This window comes from Brevundimonas sp. FV1ye4L (genome assembly GCF_058681255.1).
In genome coordinates, this window is the sequence record NZ_CM178734.1 from 2,988,632 (window position 1) to 3,010,259 (window position 21,628).

At 66.9% G+C, this 21,628-nt stretch carries 21 protein-coding genes; 14 read left to right on the plus strand and 7 right to left on the minus strand.

Annotation, left to right across the window (positions count from 1 at the left end; all coding sequences use genetic code 11):
- Window positions 1-44: 44 nt before the first annotated feature.
- Window positions 45-581, minus strand: coding sequence for a cell cycle sigma 70 cofactor GcrA (gene gcrA / locus ACW17X_RS14385; protein WP_492042280.1), 537 nt, complete (start codon window positions 579-581; stop codon window positions 45-47).
- 268 nt (window positions 582-849) lie between these two features.
- Between gcrA and ACW17X_RS14390 the strand changes: the two genes are divergently transcribed.
- From ACW17X_RS14390 to ACW17X_RS14415, 6 genes are all read left to right on the plus strand, one after another.
- Window positions 850-1,680 carry an ABC transporter permease gene (locus ACW17X_RS14390; protein WP_492098402.1) on the plus strand — a complete coding sequence of 277 codons (831 nt, stop codon included), beginning with the start codon at window positions 850-852 and terminating at the stop codon, window positions 1,678-1,680.
- Between the two features lie 38 nt (window positions 1,681-1,718).
- Window positions 1,719-2,612, plus strand: coding sequence for a M28 family metallopeptidase (locus tag ACW17X_RS14395; RefSeq protein WP_492098404.1), 894 nt, complete (start codon window positions 1,719-1,721; stop codon window positions 2,610-2,612).
- Complete coding sequence (locus tag ACW17X_RS14400) at window positions 2,612-2,968, plus strand: hypothetical protein (protein ID WP_492098405.1); 357 nt, start codon at window positions 2,612-2,614, stop codon at window positions 2,966-2,968. The genes ACW17X_RS14395 and ACW17X_RS14400 overlap by 1 nt, the downstream gene beginning before the upstream one ends.
- A 239-nt stretch (window positions 2,969-3,207) precedes the next feature.
- Complete coding sequence (locus tag ACW17X_RS14405) at window positions 3,208-4,425, plus strand: aspartate aminotransferase family protein (RefSeq protein WP_492100478.1); 1,218 nt, start codon at window positions 3,208-3,210, stop codon at window positions 4,423-4,425.
- 181 nt (window positions 4,426-4,606) lie between these two features.
- Complete coding sequence (gene argF, locus ACW17X_RS14410) at window positions 4,607-5,521, plus strand: ornithine carbamoyltransferase (RefSeq protein ID WP_492098407.1); 915 nt, start codon at window positions 4,607-4,609, stop codon at window positions 5,519-5,521.
- 92 nt (window positions 5,522-5,613) lie between these two features.
- On the plus strand, window positions 5,614-6,444 hold the full coding sequence (locus tag ACW17X_RS14415) for an EF-hand domain-containing protein (RefSeq protein ID WP_492098408.1): 831 nt from the start codon (window positions 5,614-5,616) through the stop codon (window positions 6,442-6,444).
- A 106-nt stretch (window positions 6,445-6,550) separates the two neighbouring features.
- Here the strand turns inward: ACW17X_RS14415 and ACW17X_RS14420 are convergent, their stop codons facing one another.
- Both ACW17X_RS14420 and ACW17X_RS14425 read right to left on the minus strand, forming a co-directional pair.
- Window positions 6,551-7,051, minus strand: coding sequence for a pyridoxamine 5'-phosphate oxidase family protein (locus tag ACW17X_RS14420; protein ID WP_492098410.1), 501 nt, complete (start codon window positions 7,049-7,051; stop codon window positions 6,551-6,553).
- Between the two features lie 428 nt (window positions 7,052-7,479).
- Window positions 7,480-7,698, minus strand: a complete 219-nt coding sequence (locus tag ACW17X_RS14425) for a hypothetical protein (RefSeq protein WP_492088970.1) — start codon at window positions 7,696-7,698, stop codon at window positions 7,480-7,482.
- Between the two features lie 169 nt (window positions 7,699-7,867).
- On the opposite strand from ACW17X_RS14425, the gene ACW17X_RS14430 reads away from it, so the two are divergent.
- The 3 genes from ACW17X_RS14430 to ACW17X_RS14440 all read left to right on the plus strand — a co-directional run bounded on the left by ACW17X_RS14430 (window position 7,868) and on the right by ACW17X_RS14440 (window position 12,618).
- Window positions 7,868-10,765: an SEL1-like repeat protein gene (locus ACW17X_RS14430; protein ID WP_492098411.1), complete on the plus strand. Its 2,898-nt coding sequence runs from the start codon at window positions 7,868-7,870 to the stop codon at window positions 10,763-10,765.
- Between the two features lie 120 nt (window positions 10,766-10,885).
- Window positions 10,886-11,809 carry a sulfite exporter TauE/SafE family protein gene (locus tag ACW17X_RS14435; RefSeq protein WP_492098413.1) on the plus strand — a complete coding sequence of 308 codons (924 nt, stop codon included), beginning with the start codon at window positions 10,886-10,888 and terminating at the stop codon, window positions 11,807-11,809.
- A complete protein-coding gene (locus ACW17X_RS14440) occupies window positions 11,809-12,618 on the plus strand; it encodes a TIGR02186 family protein (protein ID WP_492098415.1) in 810 nt (269 codons plus the stop codon). The genes ACW17X_RS14435 and ACW17X_RS14440 overlap by 1 nt, the downstream gene beginning before the upstream one ends.
- Here ACW17X_RS14440 and gluQRS read toward each other — a convergent pair.
- The 3 genes from gluQRS to ACW17X_RS14455 are packed head-to-tail and all read right to left on the minus strand — an operon-like array spanning window position 12,602 to window position 14,002.
- Window positions 12,602-13,462, minus strand: a complete 861-nt coding sequence (gene gluQRS, locus ACW17X_RS14445) for a tRNA glutamyl-Q(34) synthetase GluQRS (RefSeq protein ID WP_492098417.1) — start codon at window positions 13,460-13,462, stop codon at window positions 12,602-12,604. The two genes, ACW17X_RS14440 and gluQRS, sit on opposite strands and share 17 nt — an antisense overlap.
- Before the next feature lies 1 nt (window position 13,463).
- On the minus strand, window positions 13,464-13,754 hold the full coding sequence (locus ACW17X_RS14450) for a type II toxin-antitoxin system RelE/ParE family toxin (protein WP_492098419.1): 291 nt from the start codon (window positions 13,752-13,754) through the stop codon (window positions 13,464-13,466).
- A complete protein-coding gene (locus ACW17X_RS14455; protein WP_492098421.1) occupies window positions 13,754-14,002 on the minus strand; it encodes a type II toxin-antitoxin system ParD family antitoxin in 249 nt (82 codons plus the stop codon). Before ACW17X_RS14455 ends, ACW17X_RS14450 begins: the two co-directional genes overlap by 1 nt.
- Before the next feature lie 108 nt (window positions 14,003-14,110).
- Here ACW17X_RS14455 and ACW17X_RS14460 point away from each other — a divergent pair, with 108 nt between their 5' ends.
- The 3 genes from ACW17X_RS14460 to ACW17X_RS14470 all read left to right on the plus strand — a co-directional run bounded on the left by ACW17X_RS14460 (window position 14,111) and on the right by ACW17X_RS14470 (window position 16,107).
- Window positions 14,111-14,767, plus strand: coding sequence for a DNA-3-methyladenine glycosylase family protein (locus ACW17X_RS14460; RefSeq protein ID WP_492098423.1), 657 nt, complete (start codon window positions 14,111-14,113; stop codon window positions 14,765-14,767).
- Window positions 14,764-15,414 carry a trimeric intracellular cation channel family protein gene (locus tag ACW17X_RS14465; RefSeq protein ID WP_492098425.1) on the plus strand — a complete coding sequence of 217 codons (651 nt, stop codon included), beginning with the start codon at window positions 14,764-14,766 and terminating at the stop codon, window positions 15,412-15,414. Before ACW17X_RS14460 ends, ACW17X_RS14465 begins: the two co-directional genes overlap by 4 nt.
- Window positions 15,415-15,546: 132 nt before the next feature.
- The gene (locus ACW17X_RS14470; protein WP_008264308.1) at window positions 15,547-16,107 is read left to right on the plus strand and encodes an HNH endonuclease; all 561 of its coding nucleotides are present in this window, start codon (window positions 15,547-15,549) and stop codon (window positions 16,105-16,107) included.
- A 10-nt stretch (window positions 16,108-16,117) separates the two neighbouring features.
- Here ACW17X_RS14470 and ACW17X_RS14475 read toward each other — a convergent pair whose 3' ends face one another.
- Window positions 16,118-17,719 carry a carboxylesterase/lipase family protein gene (locus tag ACW17X_RS14475; RefSeq protein WP_492098427.1) on the minus strand — a complete coding sequence of 534 codons (1,602 nt, stop codon included), beginning with the start codon at window positions 17,717-17,719 and terminating at the stop codon, window positions 16,118-16,120.
- A gap of 259 nt (window positions 17,720-17,978) precedes the next feature.
- Between ACW17X_RS14475 and ACW17X_RS14480 the strand changes: the two genes are divergently transcribed.
- Both ACW17X_RS14480 and ACW17X_RS14485 read left to right on the plus strand, forming a co-directional pair.
- Complete coding sequence (locus ACW17X_RS14480) at window positions 17,979-20,834, plus strand: TonB-dependent receptor (RefSeq protein ID WP_492098429.1); 2,856 nt, start codon at window positions 17,979-17,981, stop codon at window positions 20,832-20,834.
- A 54-nt stretch (window positions 20,835-20,888) separates the two neighbouring features.
- The gene (locus ACW17X_RS14485) at window positions 20,889-21,605 is read left to right on the plus strand and encodes a LamG-like jellyroll fold domain-containing protein (protein WP_492098431.1); all 717 of its coding nucleotides are present in this window, start codon (window positions 20,889-20,891) and stop codon (window positions 21,603-21,605) included.
- The last annotated feature ends 23 nt before the right edge of the window (window positions 21,606-21,628 follow it).

Below are 21,628 nucleotides of genomic sequence, written 5' to 3' on the forward strand. Positions count from 1 at the left end.
GCGGCGCTCAAGCAGCGAGCGACCGCGTCGTGAGCGTAGCGCCCTTAGATGTAGCGCCGAAGGCTGCGGGCCAGGTCGGAACCGCTTTCCTTGCTGCCGCGGCGGACTTGCGGCTGGTAGGCGACGCGGGCGTGTTCGACGCAATAGACGCCTTCCGAGGCGCGGCGGCCGCAGAAGCTGAACTCGCGCGACGACGGGTCGCCGATCGGCCATTTGCACATGTGTGCGCCCAGGGTCATCACTGTGGCCGTGCCCGGCAGATCCGGGATCGGAGCGGGCGCCGGGGCGGCCGGCTGAACCGGCTTGGGTTGGACGGCTTCCAGGCGGCGCGGGGCCGAGGGCTGGGGCGCCTGGGCCGTGGTCACGGCCGGACGCGGGCGGGTGGTGCGGAAGGTCGTGGCGGTGCGCGCCGGCTGCGACGGGGCGGCCCGGCCCGACAGGCCCAGACGGTGCACCTTGCCGATCACGGCGTTGCGGGTGACCCCGCCGCCTAATTGTTTGGCGATCTGGCTCGCGGACTGGCCCTCAAGCCAGAGCTTTTTAAGCGCGCCTACGCGGTCGTCGGTCCAGCCTGCGGTCATGCCACCCTCCAGCGAGTTTGGATTCAATATCTAGGTTCAGGCTCCCCCTCCGGGGTCTTGACCTACCACTAATCGTAAACCAGCCGTTAAGAGACGCAAGATGTGCGAATCACACTGTCCACAGAAACCAGATATTGAATCTTCGTTAAGGTTAAGCCGGGGGGGGGGAGGGTGACGTGTGAACCGTGAGCCAGCGAAGGTCACGATTCACCAATCACGAGTCACCACGCCCTTGCGAAGCCCGGCCCCAAAGCGCATCTGGCGGCCCATGACCGAGACGCCCGACCTGATCGCCACCCGCCCCGCCGGCCTGCCGCAGCCGCGGCGTTATCCGGGGGTCAACTGGATCGGGGTGCAGACCCTGTATCTGCGCGAGGTGCGGCGGTTCTGGAAGGTGGGGGCCCAGACGGTGGCGGCGCCGGTGGTGACGACCCTGCTCTATATGCTGGTGTTCGTGGTCGCGCTTCAGGACGCCCGGCCGCCGCTGCACGGCACGCCCTTCGCCCTGTTTGTGGCGCCGGGCCTGATCATGATGGCGGTGCTGAACAACGCCTTCGCCAACGCCTCGTCCAGCCTGATCCAGGCCAAGATCATGGGCACGGCCACCGACTTCCTGACCCCGCCGCTCAGCCCGCTGGAGCTGACCCTGGGCTTTACACTGGGCGCGGCGACGCGCGGGGCGGTGGTCGGTCTGGTCACGGCCCTGTGCGTCCTGCCGTTCGCGCCCCTGGGCGTGGCCAATGTCTTCGCCATCGTCTGGTTCGCCCTGGCGGCCAGTTTCATCATGGGCATGACCGGCGTGCTGGCGGGCCTGTGGAGCGAGAAGTTCGACCATCTGTCGGCGGTCCAGAACTTCATCGTCATGCCCATGACCTTCCTGTCGGGCACCTTCTATCTGGTCGACAACCTGCCCGAGCCGTTCCGCTCGCTCAGCCGCTACAACCCCTTCTTCTATCTGATCGACGGCTTCCGCTACGGCTTCATCGGCCATGCCGAGAGCAATCTGACCGTCGGCGTGATCGGCTCGGCCGTGCTGATGGTCGTGATGGGCGTCATCTGCTGGCTGGTGTTCCGCTCAGGCTGGCGTCTGAAGAGCTAGGCGGCTAACTCTGGCGGATTGTTCCGGGGGATTTCGCCATGCTGTTCCGTTCGCTCGTCGCCGCTGCGGCGCTTTTCGCCGCCCTACCGGCCGCCGCCCAGGATTCGGGCGCCGCGATCCAGACGGCCGCCGCCGCCTTCGTGAAGCCGACGAACGCCGAGCGCATGGCTGTCCTCGTCGATCAGCTGACCGCCGCCGGCCTGCCGCACCAGATCCAGGCCTTCGAGGGCGGCAACACCCGCACTGGCCCCATGGCCGGGTCGAACGTCGTCGTCACCCTGGGCGACGGGCCCAAGGACATCGTCCTGACCGCCCACTATGACGCGGTGAAGCTGCGCGACGGGTCGATGTCGCAGGGCATCGTCGACAACGTCGGCGCGGTCCTGGCCATGATCGAGGCGATGAAGACGTTGAAGGGCCAGACCACCGGCCACCGGCTGATCTTCGTCCTGACCGACCAGGAGGAACTGGGCCTGATCGGCGCCAAGGCCTGGCTGAACGCCCATGACAAGACCCGCATCCAGGCCGTGATCAACGCCGACGTCGCCGCCTATGGCCGCACCGTCATGTATGGCGAGAACAACGGCGCCCAGTCCGGCTTCGTCCTGACCGCCCTGCGCAGCCAGTGCGCCGAACAAGGCGTGAACTGCCTCGCCTTCCCTGTCTATCCGCCCAGCGACGACCGGGTCTTCTCCGCCGCCGGCGTGCCGGTGGTCTCCCTGGGCACCCAGGACGCCGTCGGCGCCCACCAGATGTGGCTGGCCTTCAACGGCGGCGAGGACAACGGCCTAAAGGAGGGCTTCGTCCCGCCGGTCTTCCAACGCATCCACTCGCCTGAGGACAAGCTGTCCTATCTGAACGGCGAGGACGTGGCCCGCTTCGGCCGCTTCATCGCCGACCTGACCCTGCGGCTGGATCGAGCGGAGCCGTAATGACCAAAATAGAGATCGACCTCGTTAAACCGACGGCGAAGGAGTTGCGTCCGGTAAGGTCGGGGTGGGGCGTTTTGCATTGGGCCGCTTGCCTGCCCCTCTATGTGGGCTTCGTCGGTTTTTTGGTCTTCGGGCTCGTCGCGCTTGGGCCGTACGGCGACGCCTATCCGCCAGGTCTGCTGTTCGTCTTTTTCGTGGGTACGCTAGCCGTTTGGCTTGTTTCTAATCGTTTGGTTGCGTGGATGAATGCGAGAGCGGCAAAGAGTGCTCCCGTCGGCGGCCTGGATTGGCGCTGGACCATTTCGGACGAAGGTCTGGCGTTCGATGGCTTGATCCAGGGCAGCCGGACCGACTGAAGAGCGATCAAGGACGTGCAGGAGGAGCGGGACCGCTTCGTGTTTCTGCTGACCCCCGCGCTCAACCCCGTCTTGCCGACTCGCTTGCTTAGCGACGAACAGAAACAGGCCCTTCGCGCGCTCGTCGCCGATGTTCGCGCGCGGGGAGTCCTCGGCGCCGGTGTTGACTAACACCGTCGCCCGTCCGACAACGCCTGTCCCTATGAAACCGGCTCCGTCGCGCCTCGCGTCGGGGCCGTATCGCTTTTGGAGGTCTTAGTCCCGTGTCCACGAACCATCTGATGGGTGTCTACAATCGCGCGCCGCTGGAAGTGGAACGCGGCCGAGGCGCCCGACTGTGGTCGACCGACGGGACCGAATATCTCGATTGCGTCGCCGGCATCTCGACCAACGGCCTGGGCCACGCCCACCCCGAACTGGTTCAGGCGGTCAAGGATCAGGCCGAGAAGCTGTGGCACGTCTCCAACATCTTCCGCATTCCGGGCCAGGAAGCCCTGGCCGACGCCCTGTGCGAGTCGAGCTTCGCCGATGTGGTCTTCTTCACCAACTCGGGCACGGAAGCCGTCGAGTGCGCCCTGAAGACGGCGCGCAAATATCACGCCGCCAACGGCGCGCCTGAGCGGATCGACATCTACGGCTTCGACGGCTCCTTCCACGGCCGCACCTATGGCGCCATCAACGCGGCGGCCAACCCCAGCTACACCGAGGGTTTCGGCCCGCCGATGCAGGGCTTCCACCAGCTGAAGTGGGGCGACCACGACGCGCTGAAGGCCGCCATCGCCAATCCCAAGACCGCCGCCATCATCGTCGAGCCGGTCCAGGGCGAGGGCGGTTGCCGCGCCATACCCGAACATTGCCTGCGCGGCCTGCGTGACCTGTGCGACGAGCACGGCGTGCTGATCATCTTCGACGAGGTCCAGTGCGGCATGGGCCGGACCGGCAAGCTGTGGGCCCACGAGTGGGCTGACATGTCGCCCGACATCATGGCGGTGGCCAAGGCCCTGGGCGGCGGCTTCCCCATCGGCGCCTGTCTGGCGACCGCAAAGGCGGCCTCGGGCATGACGGTCGGCGCCCACGGCTCGACCTTCGGCGGCAATCCCCTGGCCATGGCCGTGGGTCTGAAAGCCCTGTCTCTGATCAACACGCCCGAGCTGCTGGCCAACGTCAACGAGATCGCCGGCTATCTGAAGCAGCAGCTGGCGGGCCTTCAGTCCCGCTTCCCGGACGTCATCGTCGATGTGCGCGGCAAGGGTTTGCTGATCGGGGTCAAACTGGTTCCGAACAATCGCGAGTTCATGGCCCTGGCGCGCGACACGCAACAGCTGCTGATCGCCGGGGGCGGCGACAACTGCGTGCGCCTGCTGCCGCCCCTGAACCTGACGCTGGAAGAAGCCCGCGAACTGATCACCCGGTTCGAAGCCGCCTGCGAGGCCGCCCGCGAGAAGTGGGCGGCGTGAGCGTCCCTCTCCCGTCGGGAGAGGGCTTGAGCCTCGCAGAGCGCAGCGATGCGCTAAGGCGAAAGGGTGAGGGCCCGACCTCACCGGCTGAAACCCATCCCTCACCCTTTCGCGCAAGTCTGATCGCCTACGGCGCTCAGGCGCTCAAGCCCACTCCCAATGGGAGAGGCAGGAGGATGCAATGACCCGCCACTTCCTCGACATCCATCAGCTGGACGCCGCCGACCTGCGCGCCATCCTGGACGACGCCCACGCCCGAAAGGCCGCCCGCAAGGGCTGGCCCCAGGGGCGTCCCGACGCCGATGCGCCCGGCCGTGACCGCGTCCTGGCCATGATCTTCGAGAAGAACTCGACCCGCACCCGGTTCAGCTTCGATGCGGCCATCCGCCAGCTGGGCGGCGCCGCCATCATCGCCACAGCCTCGGACATGCAGTTGGGCCGGGGCGAGCCGGTCGAGGACACGGCCCGCGTCCTGTCGCGCATGGTCGACGCCGTCATGATCCGCGCCAACAGCCATGAGGACGTCGAACGCTTCGCCCGCGTCTCGACCGTGCCGGTGATCAACGGCCTGACCGACCGGTCGCACCCGTGCCAGATCCTGGCCGACCTGCAAACGATCGAGGAACATTCCGGCCCGGTCTCGGGCAAGACCATCGCCTGGATCGGCGACGGCAATAATGTCTGCCACAGCTTCATGCATGCGGCGCCCAAGTTCGGCTTCCACCTGAATGTCGCCTGCCCGGCGGAATACCATCCCGATCTGCGCGACCTGGCCAAGGGCGGAAACGCCGTGACCCTGACCAGCGACCCACGCGAGGCGGTCAAGGGCGCCGATGTCGTCGTCACCGACACCTGGGTGTCGATGGGCGACCAGGACTATGAGGCGCGCCTGGCGGCGTTCGAGGCCTATGCGGTGGACGAGGCCCTGATGGACCTCGCCGACCCGGACGCGGTCTTCCTGCACTGCCTGCCGGCCCACCGGGGCGAAGAAGTCACCGACGCCGTCATCGACGGCCCCCGCTCCCTGGTCTGGGACGAAGCCGAAAACCGGATCCACGCCCAGAAGGCGGTCCTGGCCTGGTGTTTCGCGGGCTGACCCCGATCTGACGATCGCCAGACCGTGCGTCGCGCGGTCTGGCTCTTGCTTCCTTACGGTCACGCTTGTCGCGCCCTGGGGAGGCTGAGGCCATGACCACGATATCCGCTGCGGGTTCCACCCTCACGCAACAGCTCTATCAGAAGCTGTTCGACCGCCTGAACACCGACGGCGACGACGCCCTGACCCTCGACGAAATCAGCGCCGTCGATGCTGGAAACGCCAAGGTTTCCAAGGCTTTCGAAACCTTCGACACCGATGCCGACGGTCGCGTCACCCGCGCCGAAATGACGCCCGCCGACACATTCGGCGCCGACACCCTGAACGCCCTGATCCAGGCCCAGTCGGGGCCGGAATCCATTTCCGATCAGGAATATCTTGCCGACTGGTTTGCCCAAACGGACACGGACGGCGACGGTTTGGTGTCGAAGTTGGAGCGTGAGGCTTCGGCGGATCTGCGCCGCGCGGCCGCCTATGACGCCGGCTATGCGACCGACCGTGTCCTGATGACCCGGCGCGGCGTGGATACGGATCAGCCGCTGTCCGTCGACGACTTCATCGTCGGCCGTCACCTCGTGATCGATCCGGCGCAGGTTTCCGAGATTCCTCCCGAGCTGAAGGCCGAGCTCGAGCGGATGCTGGACAGCAGCCGCGAGGAAGCCGGCGCCCCGAGCCCGGAAGCGGCGCCCGACCAGCCGTCTCTCGAACAGATTAGGGCGGATCTGGCTGAAAGGGCCTCAGGGCCCACCGGCAGCGTCAGCTTCCTTAGCCGCGAGATCGAGGATTTGAGAGCCTCCGAGGCGGCCCGCATCGCCGCCGCCCCGATGAGCGACTCCCTGGCAGCTCGACTGTTTCAGCAGGCGCTGAACAGTTGGGCCCCGTGGGAGGGTGGCGAGCCGCCTCTTGTCGAGGCGAACGCCTAACGATGCGACCGACCGACCTTAGTTCATAGGGCGCGCAAAAACTGGAGCGCGCCGAGGATCTCGACGCGCCCCTTTCGCTTTAAGCTCGTTTCGTAGCGCGCCTGACCTATTGCAGGTTCACGTCTGACACGCCGCCGACGTCCGGTTGGGTCTTGGTCAGATTGGCCTTCATCACCTGATAGCCGAAGCCCAGCGCGCCCTTGTCCGACACCCAGACCCGGCCGTCCTCGGCGTCGAAGCGGATCAGGGTCAGGTGCGGATCGTCCTTGCCGTCCGGGTACCAGGCGGCGACGACGGGGTTCCAGTATTTGTCGATTCGCGCGCGGTCCTGGTCGATCGACAGGGCGCCGTGGATACAGGCCTGAACCTTGCCGTCTTTGGCCTGGTAGCAGAACATGCCGTCCTGACCGCCGACCGCCACGTCGCGGGCGAAGTCGGTGTCATTGCGGCTGAAGAACCAGATGGTCCCGGTCTCCGGCTCGCCGAAACCGGTCATCGGCTGATGGTGGTATCCGGCCTGGTCCAGGCCCAACATGCCTGTGTTGGACTCTTTCAGGCTGTTCCAGAATTCCTTTTCCGCCTCGGCGGGGGTCAGTTTGTCGGCCATTGTGCGTCTCCTGTCTGGGGTTCGCAGGATCAACCGCTCGGGCTCGCTCGGGTTCCTGGATCGCCTGGACGGGGCGGCCGGTCGGGAGCGGGCGGCCCCGATAGGGGAGCGAACCGCCGCCAGCCATCCCAATTCTGGAAACTAAGTTCTGTCTTTTCAGAGGTCTGAAAATAAAAGCCGTGATCAACACGGCGTGGCTCGAAGCCGGGTTATGATCCTGACCTGGTCTTTGACATCGCCATCGGCCCCTGGACTATTTTTCGGAGTTCGACGTCATCCGAACCCGTGCTCCGATGGCGCCGTGCCACTTGCGAAGTAAAAAAGACGCTTGGAAACATTGGCTTGCGCAAATGGCGCCTGGCACATGTCACCCTGTTTAGGGGCCGTTTCTCGTTTCGTGTCGGACGGGGCGGCGGCGTTCCTCGCCCTCAGGGGGCGGACACCCAGGGCGGCCGTTCGGCGCCGAACAGGGTGGCCAGATGGATCAGCAGCAGCATCGCCAGGGCGGCGGCGCCCAGCATGATGAACCGCCAGGGGACCATTCGCGGTCCCTTGAATGGATCGGGCGGCCGCGCGCCGCGCCAGCCGGCGAAGACCATGACGGCCAGGGCGGCGCACAGGAGGATCAGGGTGGTGGTCAGGCTCATGGGCTCGCAGGTGGCCCAGGCGCAGCGGGGATGCAAGGCGAAGCGGGCGTGGTTGATGCAGAGATGTCCACAGGCTGGCGAGTCGCCGCAACATCTAGCGGTTAACCATGCGTTTACACCCTCGATATTGGCGTTATAGCCTCCTTCCCATGGGTCGGGAGCCGAATCAGTGAGCGCAGCGGCGCCTTGGAGCGTAAAGGGTATTGATCCTAAGGCCCGCGAGGTCGCCAAGGATCTTGCGCGCCGCTCGGGCATGACCCTGGGCGAGTGGCTGAACTCCATGATCATGGAGGACGAAGACGAAGGGTACGCCACCCTGCCGCGTCGTCCGGCCGCCTCCGAAACCTTCGAACGTCGCGGCCGCAGCCGCCGTCTCGACGACGCCTATGACGCCGGCGACGAGGGCTGGCAACGGATCAGCGCCTCCATCGACGCCATCGCCGCCCGTCTTGAGGCCGCCGAGCGCCGCTCGACCGTGGCGATCCAGGGCGTGGATCAGGCCGTGTCCGGCCTGGTGCGCCGCCTCGACGGTCAGGACGCCCAGACCAAGGGCCAGGCCCGCCGGATCGACGAGATTTCCGAAGAGCTGCGCGAGGGCCACCGCCGCCTGCGCACCTTCGAGCGCGACACTGGGCCTCAGGTCCAGGAAAGCTTCGGCAAGGTCGAGCAAACCCTCGGCGCCCTGGCTGGTCGTCTTTACGACATCGAGGAGCGTCAGCGCTCCGGCGTCTCTGAACTGCGCCAGCGGATGGAGGCGGTGGAAAAGGCCGCCGGACCCGGCGTCGGAACGGACCTGCTGGTCCAGGTCGGGGCGCGCCTCGACCAGGCCCAGAGCCGCACCACCGAGGCGCTGAAGACGCTCGAACGCTCCTTCGCCGAACTGGACCAGCGGCTCCGCGCCGCCGAAGGCCGCGTCGAACCCGAGGGCGTGCGCGACTCCGCCCGCTTCGAGAAACTGGCCGAGACCCTCTCTCGCCAGATCGAGAACAACCGCGCCGAGATGATGCAACGTCTCGACGCCGCCGAGACAGGCGCGCGCATCGACCGGATCGAGCAGGCGGTCCGCACCGTCGGCGACCAGTTGAACGCGTCCGAGATCAAGGGCGCGCAAGGGCTGGAAGCCATGGGCCGCGAGGTCCTGAAGATCGCCCAGAACCTGAACGCCCGGGTACAGACGGTCGAGCGCGAGGCCGTCGGCCGCGCCGAGGCCATCACCCGCAGCGTCACCGACCTGGTCAGCCGCAAGGTCGACGCCGACCTGTCGCGCCACGCTGAACGTGTGGACCAGGAGTTCGCCCGCCACGTCGACCGCGTCGATCAGCGCCTGACCGCCAGCGACGACCGCCACGCCCTGGCGCTCGAAAAGCTAGGCGGCGAGATCACCCGTATCTCGGACCAGCTCAGCGACCGCATCTCCCAGTCCGAGCGCCGCTCGCAGCAGGCGCTGGACGACATCGCGCGCCGCCTGTCGGAAAGCTCGGAAAAGATCGAGCAGCGCTACGACCGCGCCTCCGGCGAACTGGCCGAGCGGATGCGTCTCAGCGAGGAACGCACGGCCCGTCTGGTTGCCGAGGCGCGCGACACCATGGATGCGCGACGCCAGACCATATCCCGGGACGACGCCTCGCTGGACATTCCCGACAGCGAACCGGCCGAACCGACGCGGCGCGCCGTCGCCGAACGCGCCGTCGCGGCCTCCGTCTCCGCCCCGGTCGAGGCTGACTGGCGCTCGACGGTCTTCCCCGAGGACTCGTTCGACGCGGACGACGACTGGTCCGTCGATCCCGTCTCGCCCGAAGCGGCCATGGCCACGCCCTTCCCGGCTGCGCCCTCGGCCGCCGTCATGGCCGAACCCGCCCGGCCAGAGCCGGCGCCTGAACCGCAGACGTTTGCGGCCGCGCCCGAACCTGAGCCCGAGCCTGAGCCCGTCATCCAGCCCTTCGCCGGCTTCGGCGGCGCCGACGTCGACGACGCCCTGGACGCGACGGCAGGCGGGTTCGCCGCTTCGCCTGAAGCGCCGGTCGCCAAGACCGTCGCTCCGGTTGCTCCGGCGATGCCGGACGGCGACGACGACTTCCGGGGCGACACCGAGTTCGTCGATCCGCGCCGGATCCGGGCCAGCATGGGCGCCGCCGCCGCCGCCGGTCGCGCCGCCTCGACCCGCAGCACCATCGACGCCGCTCGCGCAGCCATGATCACGCCCGCCCTGCCGGCGGAGGCCCCGCCTCGCCAGGGCTTCGGCCTGGCGCCCAAGCGCGGCGGCAAGTCCAAGCTGCAGGAGCGGCTGGACAAACAGGCCGCTCGGGACGGATCGACGGTCAAGAAGGCTTTCCTCGCCTCGGTGACGGCCGTGGCCCTGACCGGCGGCGGCTACGCCTTCCTGACCATCGCCGACGGATCGGGCCTGCCTGACATCGAACTGCCCGGCCTGACGGGAACGCTCGCCGCCCCAACCTCGACCACCACTTCGGACACGCCGATCGCCATGGCGATCACGCCGACCGACGCCGTCCCGACCTCTGACGCCGGCGCCGCCGAGTTCGAGCGCGCCGTGGGCCGGATCGAAGGCGGCGACATGGAGGGCGTCGAAGAGCTGAAACGCGCCGCCAACCTCGGCTACGCCCCCGCCCAGACCTATCTGGGCCAGCTCTATCTGACGGGCGCCAACGGCGTCTCCGCCAATCCCGCCGAAAGCCGCCAATGGGGCCGCCGCGCGGCCGAGGCCGGCGACCCCGGCGGCATGCACCTCTATGGGATGCAACTCTACGAAGGCGACGGCGGCGTGGCCAACCAGGCCGAGGGCCTGATCTGGCTGCTCCGTGCGGCCGAGCGCGGGTTGACCGACAGCCAGTACAATGTGGCCCGTATCTATGAGACCGGCGCCGACGGCGTGGCCAAGAACCCCACCGAGGCCTTGAAGTGGTATATGATTGCCGCGCGCAACGGCGACAGCGAGGCCCAGACGGCGGTGACCCGCCTTCGCCCCGCGGCCTCCGCCACCGCCCAGCGCGCCGCCCGCACCGCCGCCGACGCCTTCGTGCGTCAGCAGGTGCAGGCTCAGGGTTAGCGCCCTAGGGTTAGATCTTAAACCTTTGCGCGTATGGGTGGCGGCGCGTCGCCCGCGTCGCTAAAGATCACCCGGCGCCTTTCGGCGTCTCCCGTCCCGCTCCAGCCGAAGGCGCGTCCTTTGGACATCTATCTGCCGATCGCCGAGGTTTCGGTGAACTGGCCGACCCTGGTGATTCTGGGGGCGGTGGTCGGGTTCGTCTCGGGCCTGTTCGGCATCGGCGGCGGTTTCCTGATGGCGCCGATCCTGGTCTTCATGGGCATTCCTCCCACCGTCGCCGTCGCCAGCCAGGCCAGCCACGTGGTCGCCTCCTCGACCTCGGGCGTCATCCGCTACGCCGGCCAGGGCGCGGTCGACTTCAAGATGGGCGGCGTCATGGCGGCGGGCGGCGCCGTGGGCGCGGTCGCGGGCGTCGAACTGTTCCGCTATCTGCGGCTTCTGGGCCAGGCCGATCTGGTCGTGGCCCTGTCCTATCTGATCTTCCTCGGCGTCATCGGCTCCCTGATGCTGCACGAGAGCCTGACCGAGATTCTGCGTCGCCGACGCGGCGAGCCGGCGCCGCGCAAGGACCGACGCCGGCCCCTGTGGCTGTACGGCCTGCCGCTGCGGATGAAATTCCCCAAGTCGGGTCTCTATATCAGCGCCCTGCCGCCGTTCGGCCTGGGGGTCTTCGCCGGCGTCCTGTCGGCCATCATGGGGGTCGGCGGCGGCTTCATCCTGGTGCCGGCCATGCTCTATGTGCTGCGGATGCGGGCTGGGGCGGTGGTGGGCACCAGCCTGTTCCAGATCATCATCACCACGGCCATCACCACTATTCTCCAGGCCGGCCGCAACCAGACCGTCGATATCCTTCTGTCCACCATCCTGCTGCTGGGCGGGGTGGTCGGCGCCCAGATCGGCGCGCGCTTCGCGGGCCGTTTCCGGGCGGAGGAGTTGCGCGCCGCCCTGGGGCTGATCGTCCTGCTGGTCGGCATACAGATGGGGCTGGAGCTGTTCGTCCGGCCCAGCGACATCTTCCTGCTGGCGCCGGGGATCTCGGACTGATGCTGGCGCTTCCCCCACCTCCGCCCGCGATAGAGGCGCCCGCGCCGGACCGGTCCGAGGCTACGACCGGCGAACTGCGCGTCGCCGCCGCCCTGACCGACGCCCAGGTGCGTGTCGATTCCAGCTTCACCGGCGCCTCCATCGTCCTGTACGGCGCGGTCTTCAACCCGACGGATCAGCCGGCCGACGTGGTCGTGGTGGTGCGCGGCCCGGACGCGCCCGTCCGTCTGGTCAAGAAGACCCGCAACATGGGCGTCTGGCTGAACAGCCGTCCGGTCCTGTTCGAAGGCGCGCCCGGCTTCTACATGACCGCCTCGACCCGCCCCCTGTCCGATATCGCCGACTTCGGCCAGCTCCGTCGGCTCGGGGTCGGGGTGGACCATCTACGCATCGATGCGCCGGAAGAGGCCGGGACCGTGACCCGCTACGGCGTGCGCGACGTGGTCGTCAGCCGTCTGGGCGACGACTATCTGGACTGGCGGCGCGCCGTGATCCGGCTGAAGGAGGCGGCGGCTCTCTATGACACAGACCCCGACGGGGTCGAGTTCGTGGATCGCGGCCTGTTCCGGGCCGAGGTCAAGCTGCCGACCGTCGCCCCCACCGGGAAATACTATGCCGAGGTCTGGCTGTTCCAGGACGGCGAGCCCCGGTCGGTGTCCAACATGACCCTGACGGTCGAGAAGGTCGGGCTCGAGCGCGACATCTACGAGTTCGCTCATCGCCGCCCTTGGCTGTACGGCCTGTTGTGCGTCGTCCTGGCGGCCCTGACCGGCTACGGCGCTTCGCGCCTGTTCAGCCGTCGCGACTGAAGCCTAACTCGGCGCGCAGGGCCTCGGCCGTCAGCCCGCCCGCCCGCAGCTCCGCCAGGGTCACTGACCGGTCCCGCTTGGCGTAGCGCCGCCCATCGGGCCCCGTCAGCAGGCGGTGGTGGCGATAGAAAGGCGCCGGCCAACCCATCAGCGCCTGAAGCAGCCGTTGCACATGGGTCGCCTCGAAAAGGTCTTCGCCGCGGATGACGTGGTCGATGCCTTGCAGGGCGTCGTCATGGGTCACGGCCAGATGATAGGCCACACCCGTATCCTTGCGCGCCAGGACCACGTCCCCCGCCGCATCCGGACGGACGGGCACGACGCCGGTCTCTCCGTTCGGACCGGCACCCTGTTCGATGAAGTGGAGCCCGCTCCACCCCGCCTCGCGCAGAGCCTCCCGCGCCCGATCCAGTGACAGCCGCCAGGCGAAAGAGCGTCCGGCGTCCAGAAAACGGGCTTCTTCGTCCACCGGATGGGGACCGGGACGGGCCGCCTCCATCGCCCCGTGCGGCGCATCACCGATACCGGCGAGCACCTCAGTCCGTGTACGGAAGCAGCGATACAGAAGACCGCGCCCGCGCAGGTCGTCGATGACGGCGGCATAGTCCGCAAGATGCTCCGACTGGCGTCGAACCGGCGTCTCCCAGTCCAGCCCGAGCCATGCCAAGTCTTCCAGAATAGCGGCCTCATACTCCGGCTGACAGCGCGTGGGGTCGATGTCCTCGATCCGCAGCACAAACCGTCCGCCCGTCGCCTTCGCCGCCGACCACGCGGCCAGGGCCGAAAAGGCATGTCCCTTGTGCAGTCGGCCGGTGGGAGAGGGGGCGAAGCGGGTGGCGAACATTTCAGTCTGTCGCGGGGTCCAGCAGGCGAGCCCAGTCGCGCGCGGCGTGGAGAATGCGAGCAATCTCTATCCTGTCCGATACGCGATAGAAGATCAGATAGGCGCCGAGCGGACGCTTCCGCAGGCCCAAGACGCCCGTTTCCGGATACCTCAGTGGATAATCCGCCAAGCTCTGACAGCCGTCGAGAAGCTTTTCGATCAGACCCAAGGCGGCGGCAGGATTGTCCTGGCTGATATGAAGGCCGATGTCGGTCAGGTCCTGCGACGCCGGCTCGGTGACGATAACTCTCATTATTCGGGCGTTGAGCCGAATCGCGCCCGCATTTTCTCGCGCACGACCTCAATGGGTTCAACGCGCCCTTCATCGGCGGCCCGGACCCCTTCTTCCAGCTTGCCCAGCAGGGCCGCCAAGCGGGCCTCCCGCTCTTGCACCAGTCGCACGCCGGTGCGCAGCACCTCGCTCTTGGAGCCGTATCGGCCTTCCTTGACCAGGCTCTCCACCACCTGTTCCAAGGCTCCCAATTCGACGGTCATCGTCATGGCGTCTACTCCGTTTGATCCAATAATAGTTATTGGCGGCCCGCATTGACAGCCGTTTTGCGCTAAGCCCGCATTCCCCAACCGGCGAACCCGCGTCATACAGGGGGCATGCCCGTCGCCCCCACAGCCCAGGACATCGCCGCCGCCCGTGCGGCCCTGGCCGACGTCGACCCCGCCCTGGCGCGCCCCCACGCCCAGACGCCGGTGTTCGAGTGGCGGCTGCGGCCCGGCGGCTACGAAGGCCTGTTCCGCATGATCGTCGAGCAACAGGTGTCCGTCGCCGCCGCCGCCTCGATCTGGGCGCGCACCATTCAGGGACTGGGCGGAACGGTGACGCCGGACGCCGTGCTGGCCCACGACATCGACGCCCTGCGCGCCTTTGGTCTGTCGGGCCAGAAGGCGAAATACGGCCGCGAGATCGCCCTGGCCCAGGTCGAGGGCCGCATCGATCTGGAGCACATGCAAACCCTGTCCGACGAGGAAGCGATCACCGCCCTGACTGCGATCAAGGGTGTCGGCAAGTGGACGGCCGAGACCTATCTGATGTTTTGCGAGGGCCGGCTGAACGTCTTTCCAGGCGGCGACGTGGCGCTTCAAGAGGCGATGCGTTGGGCCGACCGCGCTGAACTTCGCCCGACCGAGAAACAGGCCTATGTCCGCGCCGAGGTCTGGCGACCGCATCGCGGTGTGGCTGCACATCTGCTGTGGGGGTGGTATGGCGGCGTCAAGCGGGGCGAGATCGCTCTGGAGGACCTGACCGCGTGACCCCGCTCGATCCCACCCTGACCGAGCCCCTGCGCGATCCCCGCACGGTGCTTTCCGCCCTGGACTTCGCCGGGGTGGCGGTCTTCGCGGCGACCGGCGCCCTGGCCGCCGCGCGCGAGAAGCACGACGTCATCACCTTCGCCTTCTTCGCCGCCATCACCGGAGTCGGAGGCGGCACCCTACGCGACCTGTTGCTGGGCCTGCCCGTCTTCTGGGTTCAGGACTGGCGCTATATGGCGATCTGCCTGCTGGCGGCCGTGGCCATCTGGCTGATCGGTCAGCGCGACTGGCGGTTCCGCGCCCTGCTGTGGCTCGACGCCGTCGGTCTCGGCGCCTATGGCGTGATGGGGGCGGCCAAGGCCGAGGCGGCCGGCGCCCACCCGCTGATCTGTATCGTCATGGGCACTCTGACCGCCTGTTTCGGTGGTGTGGTGCGCGACACTCTGGCGGGCCAGCCCTCGATCCTGTTGCGGCGCGAGATCAATGTCACCGCGGCCATACTGGCGGCGACCCTCTATATCATCCTGCGGATTCCCGAGGCGCCGATCTGGCCCGCCGCCATCGTCGCCGCCCTCGCCGGCTTCATGCTGCGAGCCGGGGCTCTGCGCTGGGGCTGGACCCTGCCGGGCTTCCCGGAGCGAAATTGAGCCCATTTCGTCGTCTCTTCGTCATGGCGGCGTCTTCGAATCGGGCGTAGGCTAAACGCCTCGGACTTAGGGAAGGAGACGCGTCTTCAATCCTGTAGCTTCCATACCCCCCGCCGCGAACGGGAGGGCCTGATGCAGGTCCTCCACCGACCGCCGTCGGGCTTCCCCGCCCTCGTTCTGAACGCGGACTTCCGGCCGCTGTCCTACTACCCGCTGTCGCTCTGGCCGTGGGAAGAGGCGGTCAAGGCGGTCTATCAGGACCGGGTGGACGTGGTGTCGCTGTACGACAAGGTGGTCCGCTCTCCGTCGATGGAGATGCAACTGCCCAGCGTCATCGCGCTGAAGAACTATGTCGATCAGGATCGCAGCCCCGCCTTCACCCGTTTCAACGTCTTCCTGCGCGACGGCTTTGCCTGTCAGTACTGCGGGGAATCGACCGAGCTGACCTTCGACCACGTCATCCCCCGCTCGCACGGCGGCCGGACGACCTGGGAGAATATCGTCGCCGCCTGCGGCCCCTGCAACCTGACCAAGGGCGGCCGCACCCCGCGTCAGGCCATGATGCCGATCCGCCGCGAACCCTACCGCCCCAACGCCTGGCAGCTCCAGGAAGCAGGCCGCCGTTTCCCGCCTCACTATCTGCACCAGAGCTGGCTCGACTACCTCTACTGGGACATCGAGCTCGAACCCTAGGGAAACGCGCTCAGGTTCCGGGCTGGATATAGGGGATGGCCGAGAAGAACTGGCGCTCGTCGCCGCGCGGGTCGTCGGCCATCTGCGAGGTGACGTCGAACAGCATCGTCTGGCGGCGCGGCAGTTCGTAGCGGTCCCAGCGCGGCAGGCCGGTGTGGTTCGGATCGCCGTCTCGCGCCAGGGCGACGAAGGCCTTTCGCATCGCATCCGAGACGGTCTGTGCGCCGGGGCCGCTTACCCGCGACTCCGGCGAAGTCACATTGTCGAACACCAGGGGGATGTCGGCCGTGTGGAAGGCGCCCTTGCGGCCAGATGGCATCGTGCCCGGATAGTCGAGTTGGTAGACCCAGGCGGGGGCGCCGGCGCGAGCCCGTTCTTCCGCCTCTATCACTGCGCCGCGCCAAGATCGGCCGGCCGTCGTCGCGGCGATCAGCACCTGGTCCGGCGACCAGCCGGGGTGCATGGCGCGATAGGCGGCGATCACGGCCTCGGGCGTGATGTCGATCCGCATGACGCCGGGCGTCAGCCGGGCGGCCAGGGTGTCCCAGGTCAGTCCGATGTTCCTGGGATCGTCGCCCATGAACCCCAGGGTCTCTTCGCGGGTATTGCCGATGATCATCGGGATCGACCGCCCCAGAGGCGCGGCGTCGGGATAGAAGGGATGGCGGGGCAGGGTGCGGAAATCGAGCACCGGACCGAAATACAGGCCGCCGAAGCCCAGGATCGGGTCTTCGGTGGTCTGGGCCTCCAGCAGGCGCTCGATCGGCATCGTCGCCGCTTCCGTCGCGCGGTCCGGCGTCAGGTCTAGGGCCTTCAGCCAGGCCGTGGCGCGGGTCGTGGCGTTGATGGGGCCGGAGGCGGTGACCTGCTGACCGCTCATGGTCGCGGCGCGGTGGAACAGGCCCTGGGCGGCCGGTGTGGCCATCAGGGTGGCGATCTTGGCCCCGCCGCCGGACTGGCCGAACAGCATCACCCGGTTCGGATCGCCTCCGAAGGCCGCGATATTGTCCCGTACCCAGCGCAGAGCGAGGATCAGGTCCAGTTGCCCGACATTGCCCGAATCCTCGAATCCCGGCGCCAGCCGCGCCAGATAGGCGTAGCCGAAGACGTTCAGCCGATGGTTCAGCGTCACCACGACTACGTCGCCGTGCTCGGCCAGGCGTGACCCGTCGTAGAGGGGGTGACTGCCCGAGCCGGTCGCATAGGCGCCGCCGTGAATATAGACCATGACTGGTCGTCGTCCGGCGTCCGTCGCCGGGGTCCAGACGTTCAGGAATAGACAGTCCTCGCTCTGGTTCGGTTCGCTGCCGCGCTGGGGGCTGGCGGCGCCGAATGTGGCGGCCGGGACGGGGTCGCGCCACGGCGTCGGCGGCTGGGGCGGTTGAAACCGTTTTGTCGGCGCGCCGTATCTCAGGCCCTTGAAGACGCTGATGGCCTGCTGGCGAATTCCGACGACCGGTCCGGCTGTCGTCTGGACGCGGGGATCGCCGGCCCTTGATGCGCTAAGGACGGAGCCGGGCAGCGCCGCCGCGACAATCCCTGTCGCCAGGGCCGAGCGACGGCTGATGCGGGGCGAGGGAGTTCTGGTCTGAACGTCATAAGCTTGGGTCATTGCGCTTCCTGTCCTTGGTCGGCTGTCTGTCGCGCCGTTTGTTATGTGCTTTCATTTCGGCCAAGCCGCGCGAGATGTCAGGCGGGACAAGCTGCCGCCTTGTTCTTGCCACGGGACCGCAACTGTGCGTACAACTTCTATGACACCGGTAGCAGTAATTTGGCAAACCAGAACTGACACCGGTGTCGCCCGCCAGCAGCGGGCGGTGAAACGGGGACGATACGATCCCTGAGCGCCATACCTGGGAGGAGATTTTCAAATGAACCAACGCCACAAATTCGTGCGTCGCGCACTGACGACCACCGCTTCGATCGGCGCCTTGACCCTGGCTGTCATGGCGCATGACGCCGCAGCCCAGACCGCCGGGACGGGGCAGGCTGCAACCGAGGACGCCGCCGAAGTGGGCGAGATCGTCGTCACCGGCTTCCGCGCCAGCCTTCAGAACGCCCTGAACATCAAGCGGCGCGAGGCCGGCGTCGTCGATGCGATTTCCGCTGAAGACATCGCCGACTTCCCCGACACCAACCTGGCAGAGTCGATCCAGCGTATTCCCGGTGTCTCCATCGACCGGGACGCAGGCGAAGGGCGTAGCCTGACAGTGCGCGGGTTGAGCTCTGAGTTTACCCGCACCCGCATCAATGGCGTCGAAGCTCAGGCTTCGACCGGGGCGACAGACTCCTCGGGCGGCGTAAACCGGGGGCGGGGCTTTGACTTCAATGTCTTCGCCTCCGAGCTGTTCAACAACATCACCGTGCGTAAGACCTCTTCGGCTGAAATCGAGGAGGGATCTCTGGGCGCCACTGTGGACCTGAGAACCAGCCGTCCGTTCGACAAGGTGGGGTTCCAGGGCGCGATCTCGGGCCAGTATGGCTATAATGATCTGTCCGAGGACTGGAGCCCCCGCTTCGCGGCCTTGGTCTCCAACACCTGGGCCGACGACCAACTCGGGGCCTTGTTCTCCATCGCCTACAGCGAGCGCGACAGCCTTGAAGAGGGTTTCAGCTCGGTACGCTGGGGGCCTGCGAGCGGCGACTCCGGCTTCCAGAACACCAGCGTCCTGCCCAGCCCTACGACCACCTACCACCCCCGGATTCCGCGCTACGGCAGTTTGGAACATGGTCAGGAACGTCTAGGCGCGACCCTGTCGTTGCAGGCGCGTCCAGGCAATGGACCGACCCTGTTCACCATGGATATGTTGTACTCGAAGCTGGATTCGACCCGCAGCGAGAACTTCCTTCAAGCCTGGTCGCTGAGCCGTAACGCCAGTCAGGGCGGCAAACCTCAGGTCGATATCGTCGATTTCGAGATCGATCCCGACACGGGCGAAATGATCTACGCCCAACTCGACGACATGGACATCCGTAGCGAGCAGCGGTTCGACGTGCTGGAGACCGAGTTCAAGCAGATGACGTTTGCGGTCGAGCATGAGTTCTCCGACCGGCTGCGTTTTGACGGTCTGATCGGTCGCGCAGAGTCCAGCTTCGGCAATCCCGTGCAGGTCAGCGCCATCATTGATCGCCAGAACGTCGACGGCTATTCCTACGACTTCCGCGAGAACCGCAATCTGCCCGCCATCAACTGGGGCTTTGACGTCACCGACCCGGCGCAGTGGTCGGTCGTGGGGCCGACCGGCGCTCAGCCCCGTTCAGAGTTGCGCGCCAGCTCCAACTTCCAGGAGAACGTCTATACGACGGGCGAAGCGGCGTTCGCATTCGACGTCAATGACTGGCTGACCCTGAAGGCCGGCGTCAGCCGTAAGGAATATGAGTCCAGCAGCACCGCATTTGCGCGCCTGGCCAACGGCTCGCCGAACCTGCCGGCGGGCGTCTCCGTGGCCGACGTCACCAATCTTCTGGAAGGTTTTGGTCGCAATCTTGATCTGCCGGCGGGCTCGGCGACCTCGTGGGTTCGGCCGGATCTCGCCGCGCTGCAGGACGTCTGGAACTACCAGTGCAACTGCGACACTGGGGTTGCGGGCGGCGATTTCCGGTTGATCGGTCTGAACGGCAATACCTCGACCTATGGCAACTGGCGCGACGTCAAGGAAACCGACACCGGAGCGTTCGTTCAGGCTGACTGGGACACTGAGCTGATGGGTCTGCCCTTCCGCGGCAACATCGGCGTGCGCCAGGTGAAGACGGAAGTCGAAGCCCTGGGCTATTCCAACGTCGGTGGCGTCGCGACCCCGGTGACGGGCGAGAACGAGTATGACGACACCCTGCCCTCGCTGAACCTCGCGATCGAGCCGATGGAGGACCTGATCGTGCGCTTCGGCGCGGCCAAGGTCATGTCGCGACCCCCGGTCACCAGCCTGGTGCCGGTCTTTGCTTTGAGCGCCGCCAACGCCGCCAACAACACGGCGTCACTGGGCAACGTCGAGTTGGAGCCTTTCCGCGCCAAGACCTATGACCTGTCCGTCGAATATTATTTCGCTCCTGAGGCCCTGCTGTCCTTCGCCTATTTCTACAAGGACATCTCGACCTTCGTGCAGACGACGCGTGAGGATCTGACCTATGCTCAGCTTACCGCTCTGAATCCGGTCGCCTTCCCGGCCGGCGCGCGCGACGCGGCCCTTTCGTTTGCGTTCAGCACGCCCAGCAATACGGAAGGCGGCCCCTTGAAGGGGTTTGAGATCAGCTACCAGCAGACCTTCAGCTTCTTGCCGGGGCCGTTCTCCAATCTCGGAACGCTGCTGAATTACACCCACGTCGAATCGACGATTGAATATTGCACGACGCCCGACTGCAGTGTGATCGTGCCTGAGGACTTGGTGAATCTGTCGCCCGAGGCCTGGAACGCAACCCTGTATTATGATGACGGCAAGCTGAGCGCCCGGATATCGGCCGCCTACCGCGACGGCTATTATCAGAACATTCCCGGTTCGAACGGCGGCGCCGGCCTGATCCCCTTCCAGGGCAAGTCGGAAACGACGACGATCGACGCCTCGGCCTCCTATAACCTCACTGACAATCTGAGCCTGTCGGTGGAGGGGTTGAATCTGACGGACGAGGAGAACCGCCAGAACCACGGCGATCTCGGCGAGTCGCGCGACAGCACCTATGTCTATCACCATACCGGCCGTCAGCTCTATGTGGGCGCGCGTTACCGGTTCTGATTGCCCGGGCGCCGTTCACGCGGCGCCCTCCTTCCCCTGCCTGGGAGAGACGGAATGATCACGAGGCGCGCCGCCGCCGCCGGTCTGGGCCTCGCGGCGGGAGGATGCGCGACGATGGGGCGCGCCGCCGTCTCGCTAAACGGCGCTCGAGACGGTGCGCGGGTCTGGACCTTCGATAATCTGCGCCAGGTCGATGGGCTTGCTCTGCATGTCGAGGGCGCGCCGGCCCTGGTGGAGACGCCTTGGGGAAACGGGGTGCGCTTCGACGGCCAGAACGACGCCCTGTTCCTGGACACCCATCCGCTCGCTGGTGCGACCGCATTCACCTTCGAAGCCCTGTTCCGACCCGAGGGCGGCGCGTTCGAGCAGCGGTGGTTCCATCTTCAGGAGATCGGGCCCGATGGAACGCCGACGGACACCCGCATCCTGTTCGAGATCCGGACCCGTGACGGCGAATGGTGGCTGGACGCCTTCGCCAAGGGACCGGGCTATAGCCACACCCTGATCACCGAGGCCAAGCGGTTCCCGGTCGGGCGTTGGTTCCATGTGGCCCAGACCTTCGGCGACGGCCTCTACAGCAGTTTCGTCGACGGGGTTTTGCAGGATCAGGCGCCTCTGGCCTTCAAGCCTCAGGGCGAGGGGCGCTGTTCCGTCGGCTGCCGCTACAACCGGGTCAGTCCCTTCCGGGGCTCTGTCCGCGCCGCCGCGTTTGACCGGCGGGCGCGGCCGTCCGCCGCCTTCGTGCTGCCGAGCGCGAGAACTCCAGCCTAATCGCCTCGCCTGTATTGGTAACC

What these genes read in the sequence shown, in the direction of transcription:
- gcrA (WP_492042280.1), bottom strand. Translation starts at nt 581, where the DNA reads ATGACCGCAGGCTGGACCGACGACCGCGTAGGCGCGCTTAAAAAGCTC.
- ACW17X_RS14390 (WP_492098402.1), top strand. Translation starts at nt 850, where the DNA reads ATGACCGAGACGCCCGACCTGATCGCCACCCGCCCCGCCGGCCTGCCG.
- ACW17X_RS14395 (WP_492098404.1), top strand. Translation starts at nt 1,719, where the DNA reads ATGCTGTTCCGTTCGCTCGTCGCCGCTGCGGCGCTTTTCGCCGCCCTA.
- ACW17X_RS14400 (WP_492098405.1), top strand. Translation starts at nt 2,612, where the DNA reads ATGACCAAAATAGAGATCGACCTCGTTAAACCGACGGCGAAGGAGTTG.
- argF (WP_492098407.1), top strand. Translation starts at nt 4,607, where the DNA reads ATGACCCGCCACTTCCTCGACATCCATCAGCTGGACGCCGCCGACCTG.
- ACW17X_RS14415 (WP_492098408.1), top strand. Translation starts at nt 5,614, where the DNA reads ATGACCACGATATCCGCTGCGGGTTCCACCCTCACGCAACAGCTCTAT.
- ACW17X_RS14420 (WP_492098410.1), bottom strand. Translation starts at nt 7,051, where the DNA reads ATGGCCGACAAACTGACCCCCGCCGAGGCGGAAAAGGAATTCTGGAAC.
- ACW17X_RS14425 (WP_492088970.1), bottom strand. Translation starts at nt 7,698, where the DNA reads ATGAGCCTGACCACCACCCTGATCCTCCTGTGCGCCGCCCTGGCCGTC.
- ACW17X_RS14440 (WP_492098415.1), top strand. Translation starts at nt 11,809, where the DNA reads ATGCTGGCGCTTCCCCCACCTCCGCCCGCGATAGAGGCGCCCGCGCCG.
- gluQRS (WP_492098417.1), bottom strand. Translation starts at nt 13,462, where the DNA reads ATGTTCGCCACCCGCTTCGCCCCCTCTCCCACCGGCCGACTGCACAAG.
- ACW17X_RS14450 (WP_492098419.1), bottom strand. Translation starts at nt 13,754, where the DNA reads ATGAGAGTTATCGTCACCGAGCCGGCGTCGCAGGACCTGACCGACATC.
- ACW17X_RS14455 (WP_492098421.1), bottom strand. Translation starts at nt 14,002, where the DNA reads ATGACGATGACCGTCGAATTGGGAGCCTTGGAACAGGTGGTGGAGAGC.
- ACW17X_RS14460 (WP_492098423.1), top strand. Translation starts at nt 14,111, where the DNA reads ATGCCCGTCGCCCCCACAGCCCAGGACATCGCCGCCGCCCGTGCGGCC.
- ACW17X_RS14470 (WP_008264308.1), top strand. Translation starts at nt 15,547, where the DNA reads ATGCAGGTCCTCCACCGACCGCCGTCGGGCTTCCCCGCCCTCGTTCTG.
- ACW17X_RS14475 (WP_492098427.1), bottom strand. Translation starts at nt 17,719, where the DNA reads ATGACCCAAGCTTATGACGTTCAGACCAGAACTCCCTCGCCCCGCATC.
- ACW17X_RS14480 (WP_492098429.1), top strand. Translation starts at nt 17,979, where the DNA reads ATGAACCAACGCCACAAATTCGTGCGTCGCGCACTGACGACCACCGCT.
- ACW17X_RS14485 (WP_492098431.1), top strand. Translation starts at nt 20,889, where the DNA reads ATGATCACGAGGCGCGCCGCCGCCGCCGGTCTGGGCCTCGCGGCGGGA.